Annotated in this window: 22 protein-coding genes; 21 read left to right on the top strand and 1 reads right to left on the bottom strand. The window is 73.3% G+C overall.

Going from position 1 to position 24,033, the window contains the following annotated elements; genetic code table 11:
• The first annotated feature begins 30 nt into the window (after positions 1 to 30).
• The 12 genes from pafA (at position 31) to JSY14_RS01015 (ending at position 11,088) form a co-directional block, all read left to right on the top strand.
• A complete protein-coding gene (gene pafA, locus JSY14_RS01070) occupies positions 31 to 1,422 on the top strand; it encodes a Pup--protein ligase (protein ID WP_259556883.1) in 1,392 nt (463 codons plus the stop codon).
• Between the two features lie 138 nt (positions 1,423 to 1,560).
• Positions 1,561 to 2,517: an FKBP-type peptidyl-prolyl cis-trans isomerase gene (locus tag JSY14_RS01065; RefSeq protein WP_259556882.1), complete on the top strand. Its 957-nt coding sequence runs from the start codon at positions 1,561 to 1,563 to the stop codon at positions 2,515 to 2,517.
• Between the two features lie 68 nt (positions 2,518 to 2,585).
• Positions 2,586 to 2,966, top strand: coding sequence for an FKBP-type peptidyl-prolyl cis-trans isomerase (locus tag JSY14_RS01060; RefSeq protein WP_259556881.1), 381 nt, complete (start codon positions 2,586 to 2,588; stop codon positions 2,964 to 2,966).
• A 122-nt stretch (positions 2,967 to 3,088) separates the two neighbouring features.
• Positions 3,089 to 3,724, top strand: coding sequence for a primosomal protein N' family DNA-binding protein (locus JSY14_RS01055; RefSeq protein WP_259556880.1), 636 nt, complete (start codon positions 3,089 to 3,091; stop codon positions 3,722 to 3,724).
• Positions 3,625 to 5,109 carry a primosomal protein N' gene (locus tag JSY14_RS01050; RefSeq protein ID WP_259556879.1) on the top strand — a complete coding sequence of 495 codons (1,485 nt, stop codon included), beginning with the start codon at positions 3,625 to 3,627 and terminating at the stop codon, positions 5,107 to 5,109. The genes JSY14_RS01055 and JSY14_RS01050 overlap by 100 nt, the downstream gene beginning before the upstream one ends.
• Positions 5,110 to 5,148: 39 nt before the next feature.
• Positions 5,149 to 6,099 carry a methionyl-tRNA formyltransferase gene (fmt, locus tag JSY14_RS01045; protein ID WP_259556878.1) on the top strand — a complete coding sequence of 317 codons (951 nt, stop codon included), beginning with the start codon at positions 5,149 to 5,151 and terminating at the stop codon, positions 6,097 to 6,099.
• A complete protein-coding gene (locus JSY14_RS01040) occupies positions 6,096 to 7,766 on the top strand; it encodes an RsmB/NOP family class I SAM-dependent RNA methyltransferase (RefSeq protein ID WP_259556877.1) in 1,671 nt (556 codons plus the stop codon). The genes fmt and JSY14_RS01040 overlap by 4 nt, the downstream gene beginning before the upstream one ends.
• Positions 7,763 to 8,437, top strand: coding sequence for a ribulose-phosphate 3-epimerase (rpe, locus tag JSY14_RS01035; RefSeq protein ID WP_259556876.1), 675 nt, complete (start codon positions 7,763 to 7,765; stop codon positions 8,435 to 8,437). Before JSY14_RS01040 ends, rpe begins: the two co-directional genes overlap by 4 nt.
• 49 nt (positions 8,438 to 8,486) lie before the next feature.
• Positions 8,487 to 9,188, top strand: a complete 702-nt coding sequence (gene pnuC, locus JSY14_RS01030; RefSeq protein WP_259556875.1) for a nicotinamide riboside transporter PnuC — start codon at positions 8,487 to 8,489, stop codon at positions 9,186 to 9,188.
• Positions 9,189 to 9,262: 74 nt separating this feature from the next.
• Positions 9,263 to 9,526 carry a phosphoribosyl-ATP diphosphatase gene (locus JSY14_RS01025; protein WP_259556874.1) on the top strand — a complete coding sequence of 88 codons (264 nt, stop codon included), beginning with the start codon at positions 9,263 to 9,265 and terminating at the stop codon, positions 9,524 to 9,526.
• A 126-nt stretch (positions 9,527 to 9,652) separates the two neighbouring features.
• On the top strand, positions 9,653 to 10,510 hold the full coding sequence (gene hisG, locus JSY14_RS01020; protein WP_259556873.1) for an ATP phosphoribosyltransferase: 858 nt from the start codon (positions 9,653 to 9,655) through the stop codon (positions 10,508 to 10,510).
• Positions 10,510 to 11,088 carry a PH domain-containing protein gene (locus JSY14_RS01015; protein WP_259556872.1) on the top strand — a complete coding sequence of 193 codons (579 nt, stop codon included), beginning with the start codon at positions 10,510 to 10,512 and terminating at the stop codon, positions 11,086 to 11,088. The genes hisG and JSY14_RS01015 overlap by 1 nt, the downstream gene beginning before the upstream one ends.
• A 38-nt stretch (positions 11,089 to 11,126) precedes the next feature.
• Here JSY14_RS01015 and JSY14_RS01010 read toward each other — a convergent pair whose 3' ends face one another.
• A complete protein-coding gene (locus tag JSY14_RS01010) occupies positions 11,127 to 12,374 on the bottom strand; it encodes a DUF3866 family protein (protein ID WP_259556871.1) in 1,248 nt (415 codons plus the stop codon).
• Between the two features lie 64 nt (positions 12,375 to 12,438).
• Between JSY14_RS01010 and JSY14_RS01005 the strand changes: the two genes are divergently transcribed.
• The 9 genes from JSY14_RS01005 to JSY14_RS00965 all read left to right on the top strand — a co-directional run bounded on the left by JSY14_RS01005 (position 12,439) and on the right by JSY14_RS00965 (position 23,947).
• Positions 12,439 to 14,571: a WYL domain-containing protein gene (locus JSY14_RS01005; RefSeq protein WP_259556870.1), complete on the top strand. Its 2,133-nt coding sequence runs from the start codon at positions 12,439 to 12,441 to the stop codon at positions 14,569 to 14,571.
• Between the two features lie 95 nt (positions 14,572 to 14,666).
• The gene (gene tatA, locus JSY14_RS01000; RefSeq protein WP_259556869.1) at positions 14,667 to 15,062 is read left to right on the top strand and encodes a Sec-independent protein translocase subunit TatA; all 396 of its coding nucleotides are present in this window, start codon (positions 14,667 to 14,669) and stop codon (positions 15,060 to 15,062) included.
• 143 nt (positions 15,063 to 15,205) lie between these two features.
• Positions 15,206 to 16,111, top strand: coding sequence for a twin-arginine translocase subunit TatC (tatC, locus tag JSY14_RS00995; RefSeq protein ID WP_259556868.1), 906 nt, complete (start codon positions 15,206 to 15,208; stop codon positions 16,109 to 16,111).
• The gene (locus JSY14_RS00990; protein WP_259556867.1) at positions 16,108 to 17,055 is read left to right on the top strand and encodes a diacylglycerol/lipid kinase family protein; all 948 of its coding nucleotides are present in this window, start codon (positions 16,108 to 16,110) and stop codon (positions 17,053 to 17,055) included. Before tatC ends, JSY14_RS00990 begins: the two co-directional genes overlap by 4 nt.
• The gene (locus JSY14_RS00985; protein ID WP_259556866.1) at positions 17,052 to 19,955 is read left to right on the top strand and encodes a DEAD/DEAH box helicase; all 2,904 of its coding nucleotides are present in this window, start codon (positions 17,052 to 17,054) and stop codon (positions 19,953 to 19,955) included. The genes JSY14_RS00990 and JSY14_RS00985 overlap by 4 nt, the downstream gene beginning before the upstream one ends.
• A gap of 62 nt (positions 19,956 to 20,017) precedes the next feature.
• A complete protein-coding gene (locus JSY14_RS00980) occupies positions 20,018 to 20,887 on the top strand; it encodes a hypothetical protein (RefSeq protein WP_259556865.1) in 870 nt (289 codons plus the stop codon).
• Positions 20,884 to 22,578 (top strand): apolipoprotein N-acyltransferase, encoded by a 1,695-nt coding sequence (gene lnt, locus JSY14_RS00975; protein ID WP_259556864.1) that lies wholly within the window; start codon positions 20,884 to 20,886, stop codon positions 22,576 to 22,578. The genes JSY14_RS00980 and lnt overlap by 4 nt, the downstream gene beginning before the upstream one ends.
• Positions 22,575 to 23,390 carry a polyprenol monophosphomannose synthase gene (locus JSY14_RS00970; RefSeq protein WP_259556862.1) on the top strand — a complete coding sequence of 272 codons (816 nt, stop codon included), beginning with the start codon at positions 22,575 to 22,577 and terminating at the stop codon, positions 23,388 to 23,390. The genes lnt and JSY14_RS00970 overlap by 4 nt, the downstream gene beginning before the upstream one ends.
• Positions 23,387 to 23,947 carry an FxsA family protein gene (locus JSY14_RS00965; RefSeq protein ID WP_259556861.1) on the top strand — a complete coding sequence of 187 codons (561 nt, stop codon included), beginning with the start codon at positions 23,387 to 23,389 and terminating at the stop codon, positions 23,945 to 23,947. The genes JSY14_RS00970 and JSY14_RS00965 overlap by 4 nt, the downstream gene beginning before the upstream one ends.
• The last annotated feature ends 86 nt before the right edge of the window (positions 23,948 to 24,033 follow it).

Genomic DNA, 24,033 nt, shown 5'->3' with positions numbered 1-24,033 from the left:
GCTCGGCGCGCCGAGCACGGGAGGTGCCCGGTGAAGCGGCGCGTCGGCGGGCTCGAGACCGAATACGGCCTGGTGGCGGTGCGGGCCGACGGCACCCGCGCCCTCGAACCGGAGGCCGCCGCCCGGGAGCTGTTCCGGCCGGTTGTGGCGATGGGCCGCTCCAGCAACGTCTTCCTCGACAACGGCAGCCGCCTGTACCTCGACGTCGGCAGCCACCCCGAGGTCGCCACCGCCGAATGCGACGACTGGTGGGACCTGGTCGCGCAGGACAAGGCGGGGGAGGCGACCCTCGCCGAGCTGGTGGGCACCGCCGATGCCGCTTTCGCCGAGCGTGACGAGGACGTGCAGCTGCACCTGTTCAAGAACAACGTCGACTCCGCCGGGAACTCCTTCGGCAGCCACGAGAACTACCTGGTGGACCGGCGCGGGGAGTTCACCCGCCTGCCGCAGCACCTGGTGCCGTTCCTGGTGACCCGGCAGATCGTCACCGGCGCCGGGGGAGTGGTGCGTGAGGAGGACGGCACCGCCCGGTACGTGTTCTCCCGCCGCAGTGACCACATGTGGGAGGCGGTGTCCTCGGCCACCACCCGTACCCGCCCCATCATCAACACCCGTGACGAGCCCCACGGGGACGCCTCCCGGTTCCGCCGCCTGCACGTCATCTCCGGTGACTCCACCATGTCGGAGGTGTCCACCTGGCTGCGGTTCGCCACCACCGACCTGGTGCTGCGGCTCATCGAGAGCGGCCGCTCCCTGCCGGATCTGTCCCTGGCTGATGACATCACCGCCATCCGGGTGGTCGCCCGCGATCTGCGCGGCTCCGAGCAACTGCCGCTGGCCGACGGGGGCACTGCGAGTGCCCTGGACCTGCAGCAGCGGTACCTCGACGCCGTCACCTCCGTGGGCGAGGACGGTGACCGTGAGGTGCTGGAGACCTGGCAGAGGGCCCTCGACGCCCTGCGCAGCGGGGACCTCAGCTGGGCCGAACGCACCCTCGACTGGGCGATCAAGCAGAAGCTGCTGATGGGCACCGCCGAGCGGCGCGGCCTGACCGATCTGGGTGATCCGATGCTGGAGCGGCTGGATCTCGCCTACCACGACATCGCCCCCGGTCGCGGGTTGTTCCCGCGACTGCAGCAGCGTGGACTGGCGCCCAGCGTGCTGCCCGCCGAGCGACTCGAAAGGGCCCGTCATGTGGCGCCCGCCACCACCCGGGCGCACCTGCGCGGGCAGGTCGTGACCGCGGCCCGAGCCGGCGGGGTCGATGTGGCGGTGGACTGGACCACCATGCGTCTGGGCCGGCCCGGGGAGCTGCCGGTGACTCTGATGGATCCGTTCACCACGCAGTCCGATGAGGTCGACGCCCTGCTGCAGAGGATCGAGCAGGTCGGCGGCGCCGCCGCCACCCCGCCCGCTCTCTAACCCCGCCGCTCTTCCCGTGGGGTGGCCGCGGGTGTCGGGTCGCCGGGCTGCTCCCCGTCGTCTGTCGGGCGTCCCCGATACCCTGGGGCGCAGGCCGGGCCGAGCGCCACGGCCGTCGTCGAGACCGAGGAGTGACCTGTGATCCGTCGCCGCAGTGTGCTGACCGCCGCCCTGGGGGGCGCCGGGGCCCTGGCCCTCGCCGCCTGCCAGGGGCAGGACGATGCCGGCGGGGGTGGCGGCGGCTCCGGTGCCTCCGATGCGGGTGGCAGTGATGCGAGCGCCCTGGCCGGTGTGACGATCGGCGGTCCTGCCGACGGTGAACCGACGGTGAGCTTCAGCGCGCCGCTGTCGATCACCCGGCCGGAGGGGAAGGTCGTGACGACGGGCAGCGGGGAACCGCTGACTGCGGGGCAGTCGGTGATCACCCGCTCCGTGTATGTCAACGCCGCCGACGGCACGGTGCTGCAGTCGTACTGGAAGGGGGCGCCCGAGTCGGTGCTCTCGGTGGTGCCGGAGATGATCGGGGAGCCGGCCGCGCAGTTCCTCACCGGGGTTCCGCTCGGCTCCCGCGTGGCGATGACCGGGTGGCAGCGCAGCCAGGACGGCAGCACCTTCGCGCTGGTGCAGGTCGCCGACCTGGTGGAGGCCATCGCGGCTCGGGCCAGCGGCACCCCGCAGACCCCGGACCCGGCCCTGCCGGCGGTGACGCTGGCCGACAACGGCGCCCCGAGCCTCGAGGCCCCGCCGACGGGGAACCCACCCACCGAGACACAGCGCTCCGTGCTGATCCAGGGCACGGGCCGACCGACCGCCGCCGGTGACACCCTGTACATGCACTACACCGGGTGGAAGTGGTCCGACGGCAGCACCTTCGACTCCTCCTGGGAGCGCGGTGCCCCGTTCAGCTTCGTGCTCGGCCAGCAGCAGGTCATCACCGGCTGGGATGCGCAGCTGGTGGGGCTGCCGGTGGGCAGCCAGGTGGAGCTCGTGATCCCCCCGAAGGACGCCTACGCCGGGTCCGGCAACGAACTGGAGAACGAGACGCTGGTGTTCGTCGCCGACATCCTCCACGCCTCCGCGCCGCGCACCTCCTGACCCAGACCATCCCTGTCCAACCCGCGCCCGGGAATCCTCCCGGGCATCCGACCCACGGAGCAGAACCCATGGATCGCACCAAGCCCGAGATCGATTTCCCCGGCACCGAGCCGCCCACCGAGCTCGTCATCAGCGACGAGATCGTCGGCGACGGGGACGAGGCCCGCGCCGGTGACGTGGTGGATGTCCACTACGTCGGCGTCTCCCACTCCACCGGTGAGGAGTTCGACGCCTCCTGGAACCGCGGCGAGCCGCTGAGCTTCCAGCTGGGGGTCGGCCAGGTCATCCGCGGCTGGGACGAAGGCGTGCAGGGGATGAAGGTCGGCGGTCGTCGCCGCCTGGAGATCCCACCGCACCTCGGCTACGGCGACCAGGGCGCCCCGCCCGTCATCGCCCCGGGGGAGACCCTGATCTTCGTGTGCGACCTCGTCGCGGTGCATCGACGCTGAGCACCAGCACACCGGCGGCGGGGCCCGAACAGCACGGACTGTTCGCGGCCCCGCAGCCGTCCCCGCAGACCGCGCCTCAGGCGGAGGTCGGGCCGCACGGTGCCTCGTCGTCGGCTCGCGCCGTGCGCACCACCGCCGGGTTCGACCTCGCGCCCACCGACCCGGTGGCGCGGGTGCAGCTGATCGGTGCCCTCCCGCACCTGGATCGGCCCTTCGACTACGCCGTCACCGCCGACACCGCGGCGGCCGCGCCCGGGATGCGGGTGAAGGTGCGCCTGGCCGGGCGGGAGACCGACGGGATCGTGCTGGAGCGTTGTGCCACCCCCAGCACCGACCGGCCCCTCGCCCCGCTGCACCGTCTGGTCTCCGAACAGGTGGTCATCACCCCGCAGATGCTGCGGGTCTGCGCGGAGGTTGCCGAGCGCTGCGCCGGGACCGTGGGCGACGTGCTGCGGTTGGCACTGCCGCCGCGCCACGCCCGCGCCGAACGTGCCGACCAGGAGAAGGCCGCTGCGGAGGCGGCAGCTGTCGGGGCAGCAGGCGGGGACGCGCACTCGGCAGAGGCAGGAGCCGCGGACGCGGCCGCCGAGCCCCCGTCCATCTGGACCGGTACCCGGGTCTGCCGGCCCTGGTCGAGCGGGCCGGGGGAGAGGGCCCGGTGCCGCGTGCCGCCGTGGTGCTCGACCCGGTCGACCCGTGGACAGCCGTGTCCGCCGAGGCCATCAGCGGTCTCGCCCCGGATCGCGGCGCCCTGGTGATCGCCCCGGATCAGCGGGACGTGGAACGGCTCGGCCGCGAGTTGACCTCCCGTGGCATCGACCATGAGGTGCTGCTCGCCGCCGACGGACCGGAGAAGCGCTACCGGGCGTTCCTCCGAATCCTGAGGGGCGCCTCCCGGGTGGTGATCGGCACCCGCTCCGCCTGCTTCGCCCCCGTGCAGAACCTCGCCCTGATCGTGCTGTGGGACGAGGCCGACGACCTCCACGAGGAACCCCGCGCCCCCTACCCGCACTCCCGCACCGTCCTGCAGTGCCGCTCCTGGGAGGAACGCGCCGCACTGCTGCTACTGTCGGCCTCCCGCAGCACCACCGTCGAGACCCTCGCCGCCCAGGGGTATCTGCGCCTGCTGGAGCCGGTGCCCGCCCCGTCGGCGCAGGTGCGCCCCCTGGTGGAGGCGATGGACGAGCACCTGCGCGAACGCGAAGGGCCCTCGGGCCGCTCCCGCCTTCCCGGCCACGCCCTGCGGGTGATCCGCGACGGGGTGACCCGCGGCCCGGTGCTGGTGCAGGTGCCGCGCACCGGATACGTGCCGGCGCTGGTGTGCACCTTCTGCGGCACCCGCTGCCGCTGCCCCGAATGCGCCTCGGCCCTCACCGTCCCGCGCGGCGGCTCCGCCCTGCAATGCCCCGTGTGCGGGCGCCGGGAGGACGCCTACCGCTGCCCCGAATGCGACCGCACCGGCGTGCGGGCCGTGGTGATCGGCTCCACCCGCACCGCCGAGGAACTGCGCCGGGCGTTCCCGCAGGTCCCGCTGCTGGTCGCCGGGGGAGCCCAGGGGCCCGTCGCCGACGACGACGTGCCCGGCGAGGCGATCGTCGTCTCCACCCCCGGTGCCGAGCCCGCCCCCGCCGGCGGGTACGCCGCAGCGGTGCTCCTCGACGCCGAAGGGCTGCTGGGCCGGGCCGCCTTCGATGCCGACATGGAGGCCGTGCGGCGCTGGCGCAACGCCATCGCCCTGGTCCGCACCCAGGAGCACGGCGGCCGGGTGCTCGTCGTCGGCGACGCGCGGCTGCCGGCGATCCGAGACCTGGTGATGCACCGCTCCCGGGTGCTCATCGATCACGTGCTCGCCGACCGCCGCGCCCTGGACCTGCCGCCGTTCACCCGAGCCGCCGACCTGACCGGGCCGCGCGGCGCCGTGCAGGAGATGCTCGGGGAGCTGCAGCTTCCGCCCGCCACCCATGTGTACGGACCGGTGGAGGTGCCCGGCGAGGACGCTGACCTGGTCCGGGCCGTGCTGCGCGTCGCACCCGAGCAGGCCCGCGACCTCGCGCGCACCCTGCGCGGCGCCACCGCCACCCGCACCGCCCGCAAACGCCCCGGCAGTGTGCGCGTGAGGATCGACCCCTCGGGGGTGCTCTGACGGGCCGCGGGACCGCGCCCCCGCCTAGAATCGGTCACCATGCGCGTGATCTTCGCCGGCACCCCCGACACCGCCGTCCCCTCCCTGCGCGCCCTCCATGCGGGCGGCCACGACATCGTCGGCGTCCTCACCCGCCCCGACGCCCCCACCGGCCGCGGCCGCCGCCTCACGCCGAGCCCCGTGCGCGTCGTCGCCGAGGAGCTCGGCCTGCCAATGCTGACCCCCACCAGCCTGCGCGACGAGCAGACCGTCGAGTGGATCCGCGAGCGCGACGCCCAGGTCGCCGTCGTGGTCGCCTACGGGGCGCTGGTGCCGGCGCCGCTGCTGACCGCCCTGCCGCTGGGCTGGGTGAACCTGCACTTCTCGCTGCTGCCGCAGTGGCGTGGGGCCGCCCCCGTGCAGCACGCCGTCCTCGCCGGCCAGGACCACACCGGGGTGAGCGTGTTCCAGCTCGCCGAAGGACTCGACACCGGAGACGTGCTGGTGCAGGAGGAGACGCCGATCGGCCCGTTCGAGACCAGCGGGGACCTCTTGGAGCGCCTGGCCGAGCACGGCGCCGGAACGCTGCTGACGGCCCTGGCCCGGCTGGAGGACGGCACCGCCGATCCACGGCCCCAGGATGATGCGGCCGCCACCGCCGCCCCGAAGCTGACCACCGCCGGCGCCGCCTTGGACCCCCGTCGCCCCGCCGGAGAGGTCTCTGCCCACATCCGGGGCATGAGCCCCCGCCCCGGCGCGTGGGCGCTGTTGGACGGGCAGCGGATCAAGATCCTCGGTGTCGCACCACTGCCGACCGACGCCCCCGACGACCTGCCGCCCGGGGCACTGCACGCCACCCGGCGGGCTCTGCTGCTGGGCACCGGCACCACCCCGATCGCGCTGGGCACCATCGCCCCCGCCGGGAAACGGCCGATGCCCGCCGCCGACTGGGCCCGCGGCGCCTCCCTCGGCCCCGACGCCACCCTGACCCTCCCGGAGGAGACCCGATGAGCGAGCATCATTCCCGCCGCGGCGACGACCATCGCCGGTCCGAGGGCGGGTCCGAGCGTCGCCGGTCCGACGGCGGCGACCGCCGCCGGGGCGAGGGCGACGATCGCCGCCGCTCCGAGGGCGGCGACCGCCGCCGGGGCGCCTCGGGCCATGAGCGCTCGGGGTCCCGCGGCCGCGGAGAGCAGCGCCGCGGCTGGTCCTCCCAGCGCCCCTCGGAGCGTCGCCGCACCACCACCTCCAGCCGCGCCGTCGCCTTCGAGGCGCTCGAGGCGGTGCGGGAGGACGACGCCTACGCGAACCTGGTGCTGCCGCAGGTGCTGCGCCGCCACCGCCTGGCACCGCGCGACGCCGCCTTCGCCACCGAACTCTTCTACGGGTCCCTGCGGGCCCGCGGCCGCCTCGACGCGGTGCTCGCCGCCTGCGTGGACCGGCCGTTGGAGAAGATCGACCCGGCCGCGCTCGACGTGCTGCGCCTGGGCGCCTACCAGCTGCTGGACATGGCCGTCGCCCCACACGCCGCGACCAGCGAGACCGTGGCGCTGGCCCGTCAGCGTCTCGGTTCTGGCGCCGGCGGCTTCGTCAACGCCGTGCTGCGCCGCGTCGGGGAGCGGAGCCTTAAGGAGTGGCTGCAGGAGATCGCCCCGTCCCGCGAGAGCGACGAGGTCGGTCACCTCGCGGTCGTCCACTCCCACCCGCACTGGGTGGTGCGGGCCCTGGGGGATGCTCTCGTCGCCCACGGACGTGACCGGGCCGAGCTCGATGACCTGCTGGCGGCCCAGAACACCCCGCCGGCGGTGTCGCTGGTAATGCGACCGGGCCTGACGGACCTCGACGAGATGATCGACGCCGGGGCCACCGAGGGGCACCTGTCGGTGTTCGCCGCGTCGTGGCCCTCCGGGGACCCCGGCGGCGCCGACCCGGTGCGCGAGGGTCGCGCCGCCGTGCAGGACGAGGGCAGCCAACTCATGGCCCTCGCCCTGGGCCTCGGCGCCGACGACCTGGTGCAGGACGAGAACGGCCGCTGGCTGGACCTGTGCGCCGGGCCCGGCGGGAAGACCGCCCTGCTGGCGGGACTGACCATCGACCATGACGCCGAGCTGCTCGCCAACGAGGTGCAGGAGCATCGCACCCGCCTGGTGGAGCGGGCCGTGGCGTCCCTCGTGGACGCCGGCGCCGAGGTGGAGCTGCGCACCGGCGACGGCCGCGACATCGGCCGTGAGATGCCCGACACCTTCTCCCGCATCCTCGCCGATGTGCCCTGCACCGGGCTCGGGGCGCTGCGCCGACGGCCCGAATCCCGCTGGCGCCGCAGCCCCGCCGACGTCGGACAGCTCGGTGACCTGCAGCGGCAGCTGCTGCACAGCGCCCTGGATGCCACCGCCCCCGGTGGCGTCCTCGCCTACGTGACGTGCTCCCCGCATGTCGCCGAGACCCTGCTGGTGGTCAAGGACGTGCTGCGTCGTCGCGACGATGTCGAGCAGCTCGACGCCCGCGACGCCGTCCGCGCCGGGCTGCGCCCCGAAGCCGTCGACACCGACCTGGGGGACGGACCGAGCGTGCAGCTGTGGCCCCATGTGCACGGCACCGACGCCATGTTCCTGGCGCTGCTGCGCCGCCGCCCCGCCGAGGCATCTGCCACCCCCACCGAGGAGACCGGTCCGCGATGAGCACCACCCGCCCCGTCACCATCCACCCGAGCATCCTCAACGCCGATTTCCTGCGCATCGGCGCCGAGGTCGAACGCATCGCCGGTGCCGACGCCGTGCACGTCGACGTGATGGACAACCACTTCGTGCCGAACCTGACCTTCGGCGCCACGATGGTGGAGCAGATCGCCCGCCAGGGAACCCTGCCCGTCGATGCCCACCTCATGATCGAGAACGCCGACCGGGAGGCTCCCGCCTACGCCGAGGCCGGGGCCGCCTCGGTGACGTTCCACCTGGAGGCCGCCGCCGCCCCGATCCGCCTTGCCCGGGAGCTGCACCGGCTCGGCACCCGTGTCGGCGTGGCGCTGCGCCCCGCCACCCCGGTCGAACCGCTGCTGGACATCCTCGGCGAGTTCGACATGGTGCTGGTGATGACCGTGGAGCCGGGCTTCGGCGGGCAGAGCTTCCTGGAGGGGATGCTGCCGAAGATCCAGCGGGTGCGGCAGGCCGCCGCCAGCGCCGACGTCGACCTCAGCGTGCAGGTGGACGGCGGCGTCAGCCGCGAGACCATCGCCCGCGCCGCCGAGGCCGGGGCCGACTGCTTCGTCGCGGGATCCGCGGTGTATCGGGCCGACGACGCCGCCGCCGAGATCACCGCCCTGCGCGACCTCGCCGCCGCCCACCGCCACTGAGCGGCCTGATCTGCTTCCCCCTCCCATCCCCCCCCGGTAAGGACCTCCGATGCCCTGGTTGCAGTGGCTCTTCGATGCTCGCCTCGAGTTCGGCAACGGCCAGTTCCTGCTGTGGCGGGAGGTGCTCGGCAACCTGTTCGGGCTGCTCAGCGCCCTCGGGGGCATGCGGCGCAAGGTGTGGGCGTGGCCCGTCGGGATCCTGGGGAACCTGCTGCTGCTGACGGTGTTCCTCGGCACCGTGTTCGGGTCCCCGAACCCTGTGAACCTGCTCGGCCAGGCGGGGCGGCAGGTCATGTTCATCCTCACCAGCATCTACGGCTGGTACCGCTGGAGCCGCGCCCAGCACGAGGGCGGCACCGCGGTGGAGCCGCAGTGGGCGAGCTGGGGCACCCGCGCCCTGTTGGTGGTCGCGATGGTCGCCGGCACCGCGCTGCTCACCCCGCTGTTCTCCGCGCTGGGTTCCTTCCCGCCGGTGTGGGCCGACGCGTGGATCTTCATGGGGTCGCTGCTGGCCACCTACGGCATGGCCAAGGGCTGGGTGGAGTTCTGGTTGATCTGGGTGGCGGTGGACCTGGTCGGGGTGCCGTTGCTGATCTCCGCCGGATACTGGGCCAGCGCCTTCATGTACGTGTTCTACGGGGCGTTCACCCTCACGGGGTTCTTCGTGTGGTGGCGGGCCCGGTGGCGCCAGGACGGCGAGCATGTCGCGGTGGAGACCGCCCACCTGGACCCCACCATCAGCCGCCGCTGAGCACGCCGCGCTCGTCCACGCCCTCGCTGCGGACACTCACCCGCCCTCTCCGCGCTGCCGCGTAGGCTGGCGGGGTGAAGGATTTCGAAGCGCTGTACGCAGAGCTGTCCGAGAAGCTGCGCACCCGCCCCGAGGGGTCGGGCACGGTGGCGGAGGCCGATGCCGGTGTCCACGCGATCGGGAAGAAGATCGTGGAGGAGGCCGCCGAGGTGTGGATGGCCTGCGAGCACGAGTCGCATGACGACGCCGCCCTCGAGATCTCCCAGCTGCTGTACCACCTGCAGGTGATGATGCTGGTCAAGGGCATCACCCTGGAGGATGTTTACCGCCGCCTCTGAGGCGTCGCTGCCCGTCTCCCACGGGCGCCGGACGACGCCCCGGGAGCCCCGCGGCGCCCGACCCTGAGGACACCCCCGCCCCCTCCGATCCCACCCTGTCATCCCCCCGGCCACCGAGGACTCCCCATGCTGCGAATCGCCGTCCCCAACAAGGGCGCCCTGTCCGAACCCGCCGCCGAACTGCTGCAGGAGGCCGGGTACCGCCGCCGCGGCACCGCCAAGGAACTCGTGCTGGTCGATGAGGAGAACGGCGTCGAGCTGTTCTTCCTGCGCCCCCGCGACATCGCGGTGTACGTCGGCTCCGGCACCGTCGATGTCGGCATCACCGGGCAGGACATGCTGCTGGACTCCCGTACCCCCGCCGATGTGCTGCTGGAGCTCGGCTTCGCCCGTTCCACCTTCCGCTACGCCGCCGCGGCCGAGCAGCAGCGCGACCTCGCCTCCCTGCAGGGCAGCCGCATCGCCACCAGCTACGAGAACCTCGTCACCGATCATCTGGCGCAGCACGGCGTGTCCGCGACCGTGGTGCACCTGGACGGCGCGGTGGAGAGCGCCATCCGTCTGGGTGTCGCCGATGTGATCGCCGATGTGGTCGAAACCGGCACCACCCTGCGGCAGGCGGGCCTGGCGACCTTCGGCGAGCCGATCATGACCAGCCAGGCGGTGCTGTTCTCGCGCCCGGGACTGGAGCTCGACGCGGGGGCCACCCACACCCTCGAGGTGCTGATCCGGCGCCTGCGGGGAGTGCTGGTGGCCCGCCAGTACGTGCTGCTGGACTACGACATCCCCGCCGAGAAACTGGAGGCGGCCGTGGCGATCACCCCCGGATTCGAGGCACCGACGATCTCCCCGCTGCACGGCGGCACCTGGTCGGCGGTGCGCTCGATGGTGGAGCGCTCCCAGATGAACCGGGTGATGGACGAGCTGTACGAGGTGGGGGCCCGCGCCATCCTCGTCACCGCGATCCAGGCCTGCCGGATCTGATGCGCTCCCGGAACACGCCCGACGACATGCCGGAGAACCCGCCCGGGGAGGCACCGGGCACGCCCGGTGGCCCGACCCCCGGCAACCCGGCGCCCGGCCCATCAACCCCCGGCGGCCCCACCCCTGAGGACCCGGCACCCACGGAGCAGACCGTGGTGCTGCGACCGCGTCTCGCCCGGATCGCGGGGTACACGATCGGCACTCTGGTGCTGCTCGCCTCGATCGTGATGGCGCTGGTGGTCTCCGGCGGCCCCGTCAGCGCGCCCAACCGGGTCCTGTACGTGCTGTTCGGTGCCGCGATCTTCTGGTTCTGCCACCGCGAGGCCTCCGTCGCGGTCACCGCCCGACCCGACGAGCTGGTGGTGCGCAACCTGTTCACCACCCGGCGCCTGGCATGGGCGCAGGTGGTGGGTGTGAGCTTCCCCGCCGGGGATCCGTGGGCGCATCTCGACCTCGCCGACGGCGAGACCCTCTCCACCATGGCCCTGCAGCGCACCGACGGGGACCTCGGTATCACCCAGGCGCGACGTCTGGCGCGCCTGGTGCAGGAGCGCGGCACCGCCGCCGTCGACTCCTGAGCGGACACAACCCGGGGCGCGGCTGTGCGCGCCGCGGATCACGCGATCGTCGCCGCCCCCGAGGGCACGAGGTGCCGCGCCGCGAAGCGCCCGGCGGCTGCCGCCGTCACGAACGACTCGGGTTCCTGCGCGAGCCCGCGCCCCATCGTCGACAGTCGTACCGGCAGCGCCTCCAGGGCCGCGAGCAATCCGTCGTCCCCCACGTCGTGGACGCGATGGTCGACTCCCCGTCCCGCCGCTACCGCGACAACAGCACTATTCACCTGTTCACGGATCAACGCCCGAAAAACGGCGTTACCGGGTCGAGGGCCAGAGGTGTCGCGGGACTGGGGGCGCTCCGCCGCGTCGCCCGACACGGACCCCGCCCCCGCGGTGGGCAGCGGGATGTCCACGGGGCAGAACACCGCACGCCCCAGCACCGTCGCGCTGTGGTGGGAGAGCCCACGGTGCCGCTCCCGCGGATCCGCCTGGGACACCCGCAGTGCGGCGATCGACCGGCCGCCAAGGGCCGCGGCCGCATGGAGACACTCCGCCGCCTGCATCCCGGAGAACCCCCACGGGGTGCCGCTGCCCAGATTCCCCGGCCCCTGCACCGCCACCACCACATCGGCCCGGAGCACATGCCGCGCGGCGAGCAGACCGGAGTGGATGGTCACCGCCTCCGCATCGCCCCCGAAGGACTGCCCGACGGTCACCGTCGCCGCCATCAGACCGGCATCCCGCAGCTGCGCGGCGGTCCGGGAGTAGGCACCGGGCAGGGCCGCGGCATCGGTGTGCAGGTGCACGATCCGCGCCCCCGGGGACGTCGCGAGAATCCCCGCCACCACCGCCGGCAGGGCGGAGTGCAGGTCGGCCACCACCACCGGCATGCCCTCCAGTGACTCTTGCCGGGTGAGCACCTCGTGGGCGTCGGTGCCGGGTTCATCCACCGCGTCGACCATCACCTGCAGTGGGGAGTAGCGGGCCTTCACCAGATGCCCGGCGGCGGTCGGAGGCTCCGGGTCCGCATCGGGCCGCGCCACCACCAGCGCGTCACCACCGGTGCCGAGTCCGCGCCGCAGCGCATTGGTGTTCAGCAGCACGACCTCACCCTCGGCCGGCTCACCGACCAGATCGGTGTACGCAAGGGCGCTCACGCGCTCGAGCTCCGCCGCCGGGATGTCCTCCTCCGCGACCGGTGGCTCCGGGGGAGGAGTCTTCGCCGCCGCCATCTCCACCTCGACGCGCACGATTCCGCGCCGCCGCTCGAGGACCCGCCGCACCGTGCCCCGTTCCCACCTGACCATGCCCGTCAGCCTACGGGCCGTGCCGTTGCCACGGTCCGGGCCGCGCGGTGCCTACGCTGGCCCGGTGAGCACCCGTGAATCGGTCGAGCGTCTCCTCAACGTCATCATGACGGTCGGCTCCCGCCGTCGGATCGACCGGTCGGCCCTGTTCGCGGTGATCCCCGAATACCGCAACGCCACCAGCCCCGGTGCCGCGGAGCGGATGTTCGAACGGGACAAGGCCGCGATCATCGAGCTGGGTATCCCGCTGGTGTCCGAGGTCGACCCCTTCGACGACACGGTGGTGCAGTACCGGATCGACGCCGAGCTCGGCCGCCGTACCGCCTTGGATCTCACCCCGCAGGAGTACACGGTGGCGCTCGCGGCCTCCCGCGCGTGGGACGACACCGCCGGGGGCACCGCCCGCCGCCTGCGCGCGAAGCTGCTGGGCCTGGGCCAGGAGGCCGACCCCGACCTCGCGCGGCGCACCCCCCGTGCCGCCCTGGAGTCCCTGCCGGTGCTGAGCCCGTTGCTGGAGGCCGTCACCTCCGGCAGGGCCGTCTCCTTCAGCTACCGCACCGCGAGCGGCAGGGTGGGGGAGCGCCACGTGGAACCGTGGATCGTGGGCGTGCACCGCGGCGCCTGGTACGTGGGCGGATACGACCGGGACCGCGACGCCCCCCGAGTGTTCCGCGCCTCCCGCCTGGAGTCCTACCCCCGGGTGACCGGTGCGGCCGTCGCCGAACGCCCGGCGCAGCTGCGGCTCGCGGAGATGCTGGAGACCGACACGAGCGGCCGCGAGGAGCAGCCCGTGCTGCTGCAGATCGAGCCGTACAAGGCGCTCGGTCTGCGCCGTCGTGTCGGCGCCGACGCGCAACAGCGGGAGGTGCGGATCCCGCGGATGCGCCGCACGGACGCCCTGCGAGAGGTGCTCTCCGCCGCGGCCTGGGTCACCCTGCGTGAGCCCGAGACCTGGCGCACCGAACTCGCCAGCGTCCTGGAACGGATCGCCGACCGCCACGACGGCGCCCCGTCGGCCGACCCCGAGCAGCTGCGACGCACCGCGCCGCCGCGGGAGCGCGCCCGGATCCGCAACGCCAGCAGCGGGGCCGACCGGCTCTCCCGCCTCATCACCGAGGCCGCGTACGTCATGCGCCGCGGCGAGGTGCCCGTGGACGACATGGCCCAGGAGTTCGGGATCACCACCCGCGAGCTCATCGCCGACCTGCAGGTCCTGTTCCTGTGCGGAGACCTCGGCTCCGGCTGGGAGGACCTCATCGAGGCCGAATGGGAGGGCGGCATCGTGCGGGTGCGCAATGCCGCCCCGCTGCGCCAGCCGCTGCGGCTCAGCGCCGCCGAGGCCACCGCGCTGCTGGCGGGCCTGGCCGCCCTCGGGCCCGTCGAGCCGGCCGAGCAGAACCTGGTCGACGCGGTGCGCACCAAACTGGAACGCAGCCTGCGCGCCTCCGCCCGCACCACCGACACCGACAACGACACCGCCAACGACACCGGAGGCGCCGAAACCGCCGCCGACCCGTCGACGACGGCTCCCGACGCAGCGTCGACCCCCCTCGGGGCGGCATCTGCCGGGGGCCGGACCGGGACGATACTCACCGCTCCGGTCGAGGACGCCGGCGACCCCGCCACCCGGTTCGACACCGCCCTGGTGGCGGCCCTGCGCAGTGCCGTCGCCGAGGACCGATCGGTGGTCGTGCGGTACTCGCCCCCCGACCGGCCGGGTACCTCGGTGCGTCGGGTGCTGCCGCGGGAGATCACCTCGAAGGGCGACCGCTGGTACCTGCGGGCGCACTGGGTCGCCGCCGACCAGGAGCGCTCCTTCCGCCTGGATCGCATCGTCGAGGTCCTCGACGATCTGCCCCCCGGGGAGAGCGAACCCGAACCCCAGAGCGCTCCCGACCGCGCCCCGCTCGGCCCGGTCGACCTCCTGCTCGACGCCGCAGGCGCATGGATCGCCGACGTCTTCGACGACCCCGAGACCGCCGAGCTGCCCGGGGGCGGACTGCACGCCCGACTGGTCGACCCGGTGCCGCAGGCGCTGCTCGACGCGGTGCTGGAAGCGGGGGGTGCCGCGGAGGTGCTGGCCCCGGCCGGATTCAGAGACAGGATCGTGACCGTGGCGCGCGCCGCAGCCGGGCGTCACCGCGAGGGGTCGGGCGGTACCCTGGACGCACCCGATCCGATCGGCCCACCGTGCTGATCAGGTCCGGCTCCGCATGTTCTCATCGGACGCCGACCCGGATTATGGGACGATGGACCGGCCGCGAACGGCGGCCCTGAGGAAAGGACCTGCACATGGGTGCGATGAAGCCGTGGCACTGGGTCGTTCTCGTGCTGGTGGTGCTGCTGCTCTTCGGCGCGGGCAAGCTGCCGAGTCTCGCCCGGAACCTGGGCAAGTCGATGCGCATCTTCAAGAGCGAGGTCGAGGAGCTGCGTGCTGACGACCGCCGCCGCGACGAGGACGACGAGGCCGACTACCGCGACGAGCGCCCGCGCCGCCGCGACCGCGACGTCGATGAGCGCGATGTCGTGCGGACCCGCGAATACGACGTGCGCGACCGCCGCGACCGCGAGTACGACGTGCGGGACCGTGACGAGGATCTGCGGGACCGCAGCTACGAGGTGCGCGAGCGCGAGACGTACCGCGAGCCCGCGCGGGTGCGCGAGGACGACGGCTACCGCCGCGACTGACGGCACGGTCCCCGAGCACAGGTCCCCGCAGCGGGTGACGGTGCCCGGGGGAGCGGCCGCTGGGCCGCGTCGACAGAACTGACGGGAGGCGAGGGTCCGGGCGAGATCGTCCGGGCCCTCGCGCACGAAGGGTGAGGGCGCACGTGGCGCGTGAGAAGAAGCCGAAGAAGGTGAAGGACCCCGAGGGCCGTATGTCCCTGGGCGAGCACCTGGTGGAGCTGCGCAACCGCATGCTCATCTGTGCCCTCTCGGTGCTGCTGATGAGCATCGTCGGCTGGGTGTTCTACGACCAGATCTTCGCGTTCATCGACCAGCCCTTCCAGCGGGCCCGTGCCGACGGCGTCACCGCCTACATCAACCTCGGCACCGTCGGCTCCCCGCTCGACGTCCAGCTGCGGGTCTCCGCCTACGTCGGGCTGATCCTCGCGGCGCCGATCATCCTCTACCAGGCCTGGGCGTTCATCATGCCCGGCCTGCACAAGCACGAACGGCGCTACGCGCTCGGCTTCTTCTTCCCGGCGGTGTTCCTGTTCATCGTCGGCCTGCTGGCCGGGTACTGGGTGATGGACAAGGCCGTGCCGTTGCTGCTCGGTTTCGCACCCGACGGGCAGACCGTCCAGAACATCGACATCAACAAGTACCTGCAGCTGTTCGTGAAGACCATGCTGGCCTTCGGCATCGCCTTCGTGATGCCCGTGGTGCTGGTGCTGCTGAACTTCCTCGGGCTCATCACGGGTCGATCCATGCTGAAGGCGTGGCGCTGGGTGGTCTTCGTCTGCTTCCTGTTCACCGCGATCATGGTGCCGACGCCCGACCCGTTCACCATGATTTTCATGACGATCCCGATGGTGGCCCTGTACTTCATCGCCGTCGGCATCTCGATCTGGAACGATCGCCGCCGCGGCATCCGCGAGGGCGAGGACCTCGACGACGACGAGGCCAGCGTGATCGATGACGCCCCCGAGGCCATCGACGCCCCGGAACGTCTCGACAGCCTCCGCGGCGATGCCCTGGATCGCGACCTGCGGGACCGGGCGGAGGAGCGGTGAGCCGACTTCGCGTCGGCCTGCTCGTCAATCCCTCCGCAGCGCGCGGGAGCGCCCAACGCACCGGCCGACAGGTGGCGCATCTGCTGCGCCTCGCGGGCATCTCCGTGGTCGAGGTCTCCGGTTCCAGCGTGCACGTGGCCCGGGCCCGGGCCCAGCAGGTGCTCGACACCCTCACCGCACTGGTCGTCGTCGGCGGTGACGGCACCGTCTCCCTCGGCGCCGAACTGGTCGCGGGAACCCCGGTGCGGCTGGGTGTCGTCCCCGCCGGTTCCGGCAACGATTTCGCCCGCGCCCTCGGCATCCCGACGGACTCGCCCGAGGCGGCGGTGAAGCATCTGCTGCGCTCCCTGTCGCGTCCGGTGGTCACCGTCGACGCCCTGGAGATGACCTCCCTCGACGAGGACGTCCCGCCGCACCGGTCGCTCGCCCTCGGCAGTGTGGCCCTCGGGTTCGACGCCATGGTCAACGCCCGGGCGAACGCCTCCCGACGCGGCCCCCGCACCCGCTACGCCGTCGCCGCGCTGCGGGAGCTGCCGCACTTCACGCCGATCCCGTTCCGCCTCACCGTCGACGGCCAGGAACCCCGGGATGTCGATGCGACCGTCCTGACCGTCACCAACACCGGCATGTTCGGTGGGGGCATGCGACTGTCCCCGCAGTCCCGGCCCGATGACGGGGTGGCCGAACTGGTCACCGTCACCACCGCCCGCAAACGCGTCCTCGCCCGCAACCTGCGACGGGTCTTCCGGGGCGCCCACACCGGGGTGGAGGGGTTCCACGTCGAGCCTGTCCACGAGCTCACCGTGGAGCTGCGGGACACCCGCATGCTGCGCGCCCACTCCGACGGTGAGGGCCGGGCCCTGCTGCCGGTGCAGGTGCGGGTGCTGCCGGGGGTGGTGCGGGTGCTGACCCTGGCCCCGAGCATGGGAGCGAACGACCGATGACCTCACCGTCGGAGGCCTACGCCGCCTGGCAGCGGGAGAAGCGCCGCGCCGGCACCCCGCTGGCGTCCTTCCGACAGCGGTTCCCCTTCGAGCTCGACCCCTTCCAGCTGCGGGCCTGCGAGGCCCTGCAGGAGGGCCGGTCGGTGCTGGTCGCGGCCCCCACCGGCGCCGGGAAGACGGTGGTCGGGGAGTTCGCCGTGCACCTGGCGCTGACGGCCGGGAAGAAGGTGTTCTACACGGCACCGATCAAGGCCCTGTCGAACCAGAAGCACGCCGAACTCAGCCGCTGGCTGGGTGCGGAGCAGGTGGGGCTGCTCACCGGTGACCTCTCGGTGCGTCCCGACGCCCCCGTGGTGGTGATGACCACCGAGGTGCTGCGGAACATGCTGTACGCCGGGTCCGACACCCTCGAGGGCCTCGGCCACGTGGTGATGGACGAGGTCCACTACCTCGCCGACCGGCTGCGCGGGCCGGTGTGGGAGGAGGTCATCCTGCATCTGCCTCCGGAGGTGCGCCTGGTGGCGCTGTCGGCGACGGTCTCCAACGCCGAGGAGTTCGGGGCCTGGCTGCAGGAGGTCCGTGGCGAGACCGACACCATCGTCTCCGAGACCCGCCCGGTGCCCCTGTGGCAGCACGTCGCGATCGACGACGAGATCCTCGACCTGTTCGTCGACGAGGACGGTGACCCGGTCGTGCTGCACGGCCCCGGATCCCGCGGGGACCGGGAGATCAACCCGGTGCTGCTGGACCGACGCCGGGCCGCCCTCGACACCGTCCCGTCCTCGCACGGCCCCCGGGGCCGCGGACGTGGCCGCCGTGACCGCTCCGGCACCGGAGGCGCGCATCGGCCCCGCGGCGGCCACCGAGCACCGGACCCCGGTCGGCATGGCGGGCACCGGGATTCCCACCGCGGGGGCCACGGCGGATACCGATCCGGCGGGGGAGCCGGCGCGATCCGCCCGGTGCGCCGCACCGACCTGCTGCGCCACCTGGACCGTGAGGCGCTGCTCCCGGCGATCGTGTTCATCTTCTCCCGCAGTGGGTGCGAGAAGGCCGTCGCGCAGTGCCGCCAGGCCCGCCTGGAACTGACCACCCCGCAGGAGCGTCGGACCATCCGGGCGGTGCTCGATGAACGCCTGGCGGTGATCGGCGTCGAGGACGAGGACGTCCTCGGGATCCCCGCCTTCCGCGCCTCCGCCATGGCGGGGCTGGCCGCCCACCACGCCGGCATGCTGCCGCTGCTGAAGAGCGTGGTGGAGGAGCTGTTCGCCGAGGGCCTGATCAAGGCCGTGTTCGCCACCGAGACCCTCGCCCTGGGCATCAACATGCCGGCCCGGTCCGTGGTGCTCGAGCGGCTCGTGAAGTTCAACGGCGTCGAGCACGCGGACCTCACCCCCGGGGAGTACACGCAGCTGACGGGCCGGGCCGGTCGCCGCGGCATCGACACCGAGGGGCATGCGGTGGTCGTCGCCGGCCCCGGGTTCGATCCGGAGGCGGTCGCGTCCCTTGCCTCGAGGCGCACCTACCCGCTGCGCTCCGCCTTCCGGCCCACCGCCAATATGGCCGTCAATCTGCTGGGCCGCGTCGACGCCTCCCGCGCCCGGGAGATCCTCGAGATGAGCTTCGCGCAGTTCCAGTCGGACCGCTCCGTGGTGGGGCTCGCCCGCCGTGCCCGGGAGCTAGAGGACACCGCCGCTGACTATGCCTCCGCCGTGCACTGCGACCGCGGTGACGCCCACGAGTACGCGCAGCTACGGGACCGCATCGCCCAGCGGGAGAAGGAACTGTCGCGCCGCCGCGCCCAGCAGGACCGCGACCGCACCGGCGCCGCCCTGCGATCCCTGCGTCGCGGCGAGATCGTGGCCCTGCCCGGGGGGAAGCGTCAGGGGTACGGCGTGGTGATCGACGTCGACAAGGCGGTGCTGCACGGGCCACGGGTCACGCTGCTCGACGTGCAGGGACGACTGCGGACCGTGATGCCCGCGGACGTCCCCTCCCCGCCGGCGGTCATCGACCAGATGCGGCTGCCACGGCCGGATCGGTTGGGCAGCGCCAAGGTCCGCCGCGACACCGCCTCCGCTCTGCGGCAGCGCCTCGCGGGGCATGACGACGACCCCCGCCGCGAGGTGCGGCGCCGCGCCGAGCGAACCCCCTCGACCGCTGCGGAGGACCCGGAGCTGCAGCAGCTGCGGGCCGCCCTGCGGGAGCACCCCGTGCATTCCTGCCCGGACCTGGAGCAGCACCTGCGGTGGATCCGCCGCGAGGAATCCACCCGCAAGGAGCTGCGGCACCTGCAGCACCGCATCGAGGGGCGCACCTCCAGTCTGGCGCGGCGCTTCGACCGGCTGTGCGGCCTGCTCGTCGAGCTCGGCCACCTGCAGCGGGAGGGGGAGGACCTGGTGCCGACCGAGCGCGGACTGCGGCTGCGGCATCTGTTCTCCGAACGCGACCTGCTGATCTCCGAGTGCCTGGAGCACGGCGACTGGGCCGGCCTCGATGCCCCGGGGCTGGCCGCCGTGGTGTCCGCCGCCATCCACGAACCCCGCCGTGACGAACGCGGCGCCGCCGAGCTGCCGCCCGACCCGGCCGTCGCCCGGGCCCTGGATCGCACCCTGCAGCGGGCTGAGGCCCTGCACGCCGCCGAGGTGCGGCACGGCCTGGAGCCGACCGATCCGCCCGACCCGGGACTGTCAGCGATCATCCACCGTTGGGCCCGCGGCCTGCACGTCGCGGCGGCCCTCGGGGACAGCGACCTGCCCGCCGGGGACTTCGTGCGTCACTGCCGCCAGGTGATCGACCTGCTCGAACAGCTCACCGCACTGCCGGACATCGGCCCGGCCGCGCGGGAGGCCGTGCAAGCGGTGCGCCGCGGTATCGTCGCCCAGGACATCGACCGCTAGGCATCGCCTCACCGCGTCACAACCCATCCGACCGTCACCACCCCAGGGAGAGGACCAGCACCGTGACCAGCACCCCGCACGCCCAGGGACCGCACCAGCCGCAGCAGGCGCCGGGCACCGGGGGCGGCCGTTCGGGCGGGGACGCCGAGGGGTCGGGGGCCGTCCTCTACACCGGCGTGGTGCTGTACTCCACGCAGGACCCGGAGGCCTCCGCCGTGGTGGTGGAGGACGGCACCATCGTGTGGATCGGCCCCGAGGACTCCGCCGCGGTGCTGTTCCCCGAGGTGCCGCGGGTGGAGGCGACCGGCAGCCTTGTGACCCCCGGGTTCGTCGACGCCTGCGCCGGCACCGCCGGAGGCGTCACCACCGAGGATCCGACGCCGGAGGACGCCCGCCTCGGGATCATCGCCCGGTTGCCGTGGGAGCCCGGCACCCACGAGGGCATGCGGGTGGTCGCCCCTCTGCAGGGTGAGCCCGTGCCCTACCTCGACCTCGCCGGGCAGGGGGTCCCGATCGCCCTGGGCTCTGGCGGGGACCTCGCCCGCAGCCCCTGGGAGTGGGTGCGGGCCGTCGCTCACGAGGGGGATCCCGACCAGCGCCTGAGCGACCGCGCCGCGTTCCTCGCGGCCAGCCGCGCCGGTCAGCGCCTGCGCGGCCGCGCCCACCCGGGCTCGCTGCTGCCGGGGGTCGAGGCGACGTTCGTGGTGTGGGAGCCCTGGGATCTCACCGTCCGCGGGCAGGATGAGCGCATCCAGACCTGGTCCACCGACCCTCGATCCCGCACCCCGATGCTGCCGGACCTCACCGAGGGCGCCCCGGCGGCGCTGCGCACCGTCGTGCGCGGCCGCGTCGTGCACGACCTGCTCGGCAGCGATGCCCAGCCGGAGTCGACAGGCGGCCCGGACGCGACGACCCCCGGACAGCGCGGATGACCTCCCGCGTCACCGGCCGGGATGCCCGCAGCCGTCATCGTGAGCAGCGTCCTGCCCCCACGCCGGGCGGCCGCTTCGCCACGACCCCGGCGGGGCCGGCACTGCTGGCGGCCCTCGCCGCCGGGCTGTGCCTGCTGCTGGCGTTCCCCCCGTACGGGCTGTGGGCGCTGTTCCCCGTCGGACTCGCCCTGCTGACCCTCGCCGTGCACACTCGCACCGCCCCGGTCGCGCTGGCGGCCGGGGTGGTCGCCGGTCTGGCGTTCTTCCTGCCGCTCACGGAGTGGGCGAACATGTACGCCGGGGCCACCCCGTGGGTGGCCCTCGCGGTGTTCGAGGCCCTGTACCTGGTGGTGTACGCCGCCCTGGCCCACCTGGTGCTGCGCCGGCGCGGCCCTGGTCTGGTCAGTGCGCTGATGCTGGCACTGCTGTGGGGCGCAGTCGAGGTGCTCCGTTCCACGGTGCCGTGGGGCGGCCTGTCCTGGGGCATCGCCGCGTTCTCACAGTCCGCCTCACCGTTGCTGAACCTCGGCCCGTGGACGGGCGTCTTCGGCCTCGGAGTGGTGGTCGCCCTGCTCGGTCAACTGCTCGGGCTCGGTCTGTTCGCGCTGCTGGGGCGAGTCCGGGGCGGCGACCGGTTGCGGGGACTGTGGCCGGTGTCGGCGGTGATCGCTGTGGTGCTCGCCTGCCTGCTGGTGCCGCATCCGTCGCTGGAGCGCACCGGGAGCCTGCGGATCGCCGGGGTGCAGGGCAACGTGGATCCCATCGAGCCGCAGCAGCTGGTGATGCCGGAGACCACCTTCTCCCACCACCTCGACGTCACCGACCAGGTGATCGCTGAGGCGCGCGACGCCCGAGAGCCGCTGGATCTGATCGTGTGGCCGGAGGACTCCGTCGGCTGGGATCCCCGGCAGGACACCGCGCGGGGAGACGCCCTCGCACAGCGGGCGCGGGATGCCGGCGCTCCGTTGATCGTCGGCACCCAGTCCCTCGATGCGCAGGAGCGTCGCTGGAATCTCGCCCTGCAGTACGACGCGGACGGCCGCGTCGTCGACTCCTACGCCAAACGCCATCCGGTGCCGTTCGGGGAGTACATCCCGGCACGGGATGTCTTCCGGCGCCTGAGCGACAAGGTGGAACTGGTGCCGGTGGACATGAGCGCCGGCAGTGAGCCCGGGCTGATGCAGGTGCGGGGGCGGACCATCGGCGTGCTGATCTGCTTCGAGATCGCCTACGAGGAGCTGGTGCAGGACCTCGTCGACGGTGGCGCCGAGGTGATCGTCGTGCAGTCCAACAATGCTCTGTTCGGTGATTCGTACGAGTCGATCCAACAGCTGGCGCAGGCGCGGGTGATGGCGGTCGTCAGCGGACGCAGCATCGTGCACGTCTCCACCGTCGGGGAATCCGCGATCTACACCCCCGACGGTCGGCAGCTGGCCTTCGTGGACCACTGGGAGGCCGGGGCGGTGGCCGCGGACGTCCCGCTCATGAGCGGTCACACCCCCGCGATGCTCGCGGATCGCCTGATCCCGCTGGGTATCGTGGTGGGGGCGATGGCCGCGCTGGCGGCCACGCTCCTGCGGCGGCCCGTGCCGCGCAGCGGCGCCGGCAGCACACGCGGAGCGTCCGCCGCCGCGGACGGACGAGGCGGCATCGGCCCACGACGCACGACGGGGAGAGGCACACGAGGATGACCGGGCACGACATCACCCCGAGCGAGACGCCGGGGTCGGCCCCGATGGATGTGCTCGTGATCGTGCCCACCTACAACGAGGCGCAGACCCTGCCGGGCACCCTGGCGCGGCTGCGCGCGGCGGTGCCCGCCGCGCAGGTGCTGGTCGTCGACGACGGCTCCCCGGACGGGACCGCCGATCTGGCGGCCGAGCTGGGCCGCCGTGATGACCACATCCACCTGATGCGCCGCACCGCAAAGGAGGGCCTCGGACCCGCCTACCGCGCCGGGTTCCGCTGGGGCCTGGAGCGCGGCGCCGGATTGCTGGTGGAGATGGATGCGGATGCCTCCCATCGCCCCGAGCAGCTGCCGCGGCTGCTGACCGCTGCCGGGCCGCTGGATCAGGACGGCCCCGAGCTGGTGATCGGCTCCCGGTACGTCCCCGGTGGGGACGTCCACGACTGGTCCCGCCGCCGCGAACTGCTCTCCCGCGGGGCGAACCTGTACGTGCGTCTGCTCACCGGGTTGCCGGTGGCCGATTCCACCGCGGGGTTCCGTGCCTATCGGGCGGCGCTGCTGGAGCGTCTGCTGGAGCAGGACGTCGCCAGCCAGGGGTACTGCTTCCAGATCGATATGACGCGCCGCGCCCGCCGGGCGGGCGCCCGGATCGTCGAGGTGCCGATCGACTTCGACGAGCGCACCGAGGGAGCCAGCAAGATGACCGGCAGGATCGTGCGGGAGGCCCTGGTCGACGTCGCCGTCTGGGGCGTGCAGGACCGCTCCCGGCAGCTGCGTGAGAGCCTGCGCCGCAGGCGCGGAAGGAGCATCCGATGAGCACCACGATCCCCCCGATCCCCCCGTCGCCGAGCGGACCCCGTCGGCGGCGCCGCCTGCCCGGGTGGGCCTGGCCGTTGCTGGTGCTGCTGGTGGGCCTGGTGGAGCTGGCGGGCCTGGTGCTGCTGGGACGATGGGCCGGTGTGGCCTGGGCGCTGCTCGCGGTCGCCCTGGGGCTGATCATCGCCGTCGCCCTGGTGGTCGCGGCCGGACAGCAGTCGTACTCGCGCGTGCGATCTCTGATCCGCGCGGTGCGTGGACGCGGACGGGTGCAGGACCACCTCAGCCGACCTGCGTTCACCCTGCTCGCCGCGGCCCTCTTCGCGTTCCCCGGTCTGCTCACGGACGTGGCCGGCCTCGTGCTGCTGTTGACCCCGGTCCAGAAACGCACCGTCTCCCGGATCGCGGTGCCGACGGGTGTTCCGGGTGCCCGGCGGATGCTGTTCCGCGGCCCCGGCACCATCGACGGGGAGATCGTGGTGCGCCGCACCGACGACCCCTCTGATCCGTCCGGCGCCGCCTCCTCCCCGGAGACGCCACCGCAGCTGCGCCCCTGATCCGGACCCGCAGCCCCGACCGCCTGCGACCGCCGGCGGTGCCGCGCTCCGGGACACCCTCGGGGTGGCACCCGCGGCAGAAGCAC

The organism is Brachybacterium sillae (genome assembly GCF_025028335.1).
In the GTDB taxonomy this organism is placed as follows: domain Bacteria; phylum Actinomycetota; class Actinomycetes; order Actinomycetales; family Dermabacteraceae; genus Brachybacterium; species Brachybacterium sillae.
The sequence above is the reverse complement of the archived record's forward strand: the minus strand, read 5'-3'. Positions and strand labels throughout refer to the sequence as shown.

Coding starts and splice junctions, on each gene's coding strand:
- tatA (WP_259556869.1), top strand. CDS start 14,667: ATGGGTGCGATGAAGCCGTGGCACTGGGTCGTTCTCGTGCTGGTGGTG.
- JSY14_RS00965 (WP_259556861.1), top strand. CDS start 23,387: ATGAGCACCACGATCCCCCCGATCCCCCCGTCGCCGAGCGGACCCCGT.
- hisG (WP_259556873.1), top strand. CDS start 9,653: ATGCTGCGAATCGCCGTCCCCAACAAGGGCGCCCTGTCCGAACCCGCC.
- JSY14_RS01060 (WP_259556881.1), top strand. CDS start 2,586: ATGGATCGCACCAAGCCCGAGATCGATTTCCCCGGCACCGAGCCGCCC.
- fmt (WP_259556878.1), top strand. CDS start 5,149: ATGCGCGTGATCTTCGCCGGCACCCCCGACACCGCCGTCCCCTCCCTG.
- JSY14_RS01010 (WP_259556871.1), bottom strand. CDS start 12,374: ATGGTCAGGTGGGAACGGGGCACGGTGCGGCGGGTCCTCGAGCGGCGG.
- JSY14_RS00985 (WP_259556866.1), top strand. CDS start 17,052: ATGACCTCACCGTCGGAGGCCTACGCCGCCTGGCAGCGGGAGAAGCGC.
- JSY14_RS01040 (WP_259556877.1), top strand. CDS start 6,096: ATGAGCGAGCATCATTCCCGCCGCGGCGACGACCATCGCCGGTCCGAG.
- JSY14_RS00970 (WP_259556862.1), top strand. CDS start 22,575: ATGACCGGGCACGACATCACCCCGAGCGAGACGCCGGGGTCGGCCCCG.
- rpe (WP_259556876.1), top strand. CDS start 7,763: ATGAGCACCACCCGCCCCGTCACCATCCACCCGAGCATCCTCAACGCC.
- pnuC (WP_259556875.1), top strand. CDS start 8,487: ATGCCCTGGTTGCAGTGGCTCTTCGATGCTCGCCTCGAGTTCGGCAAC.
- JSY14_RS01015 (WP_259556872.1), top strand. CDS start 10,510: ATGCGCTCCCGGAACACGCCCGACGACATGCCGGAGAACCCGCCCGGG.
- lnt (WP_259556864.1), top strand. CDS start 20,884: ATGACCTCCCGCGTCACCGGCCGGGATGCCCGCAGCCGTCATCGTGAG.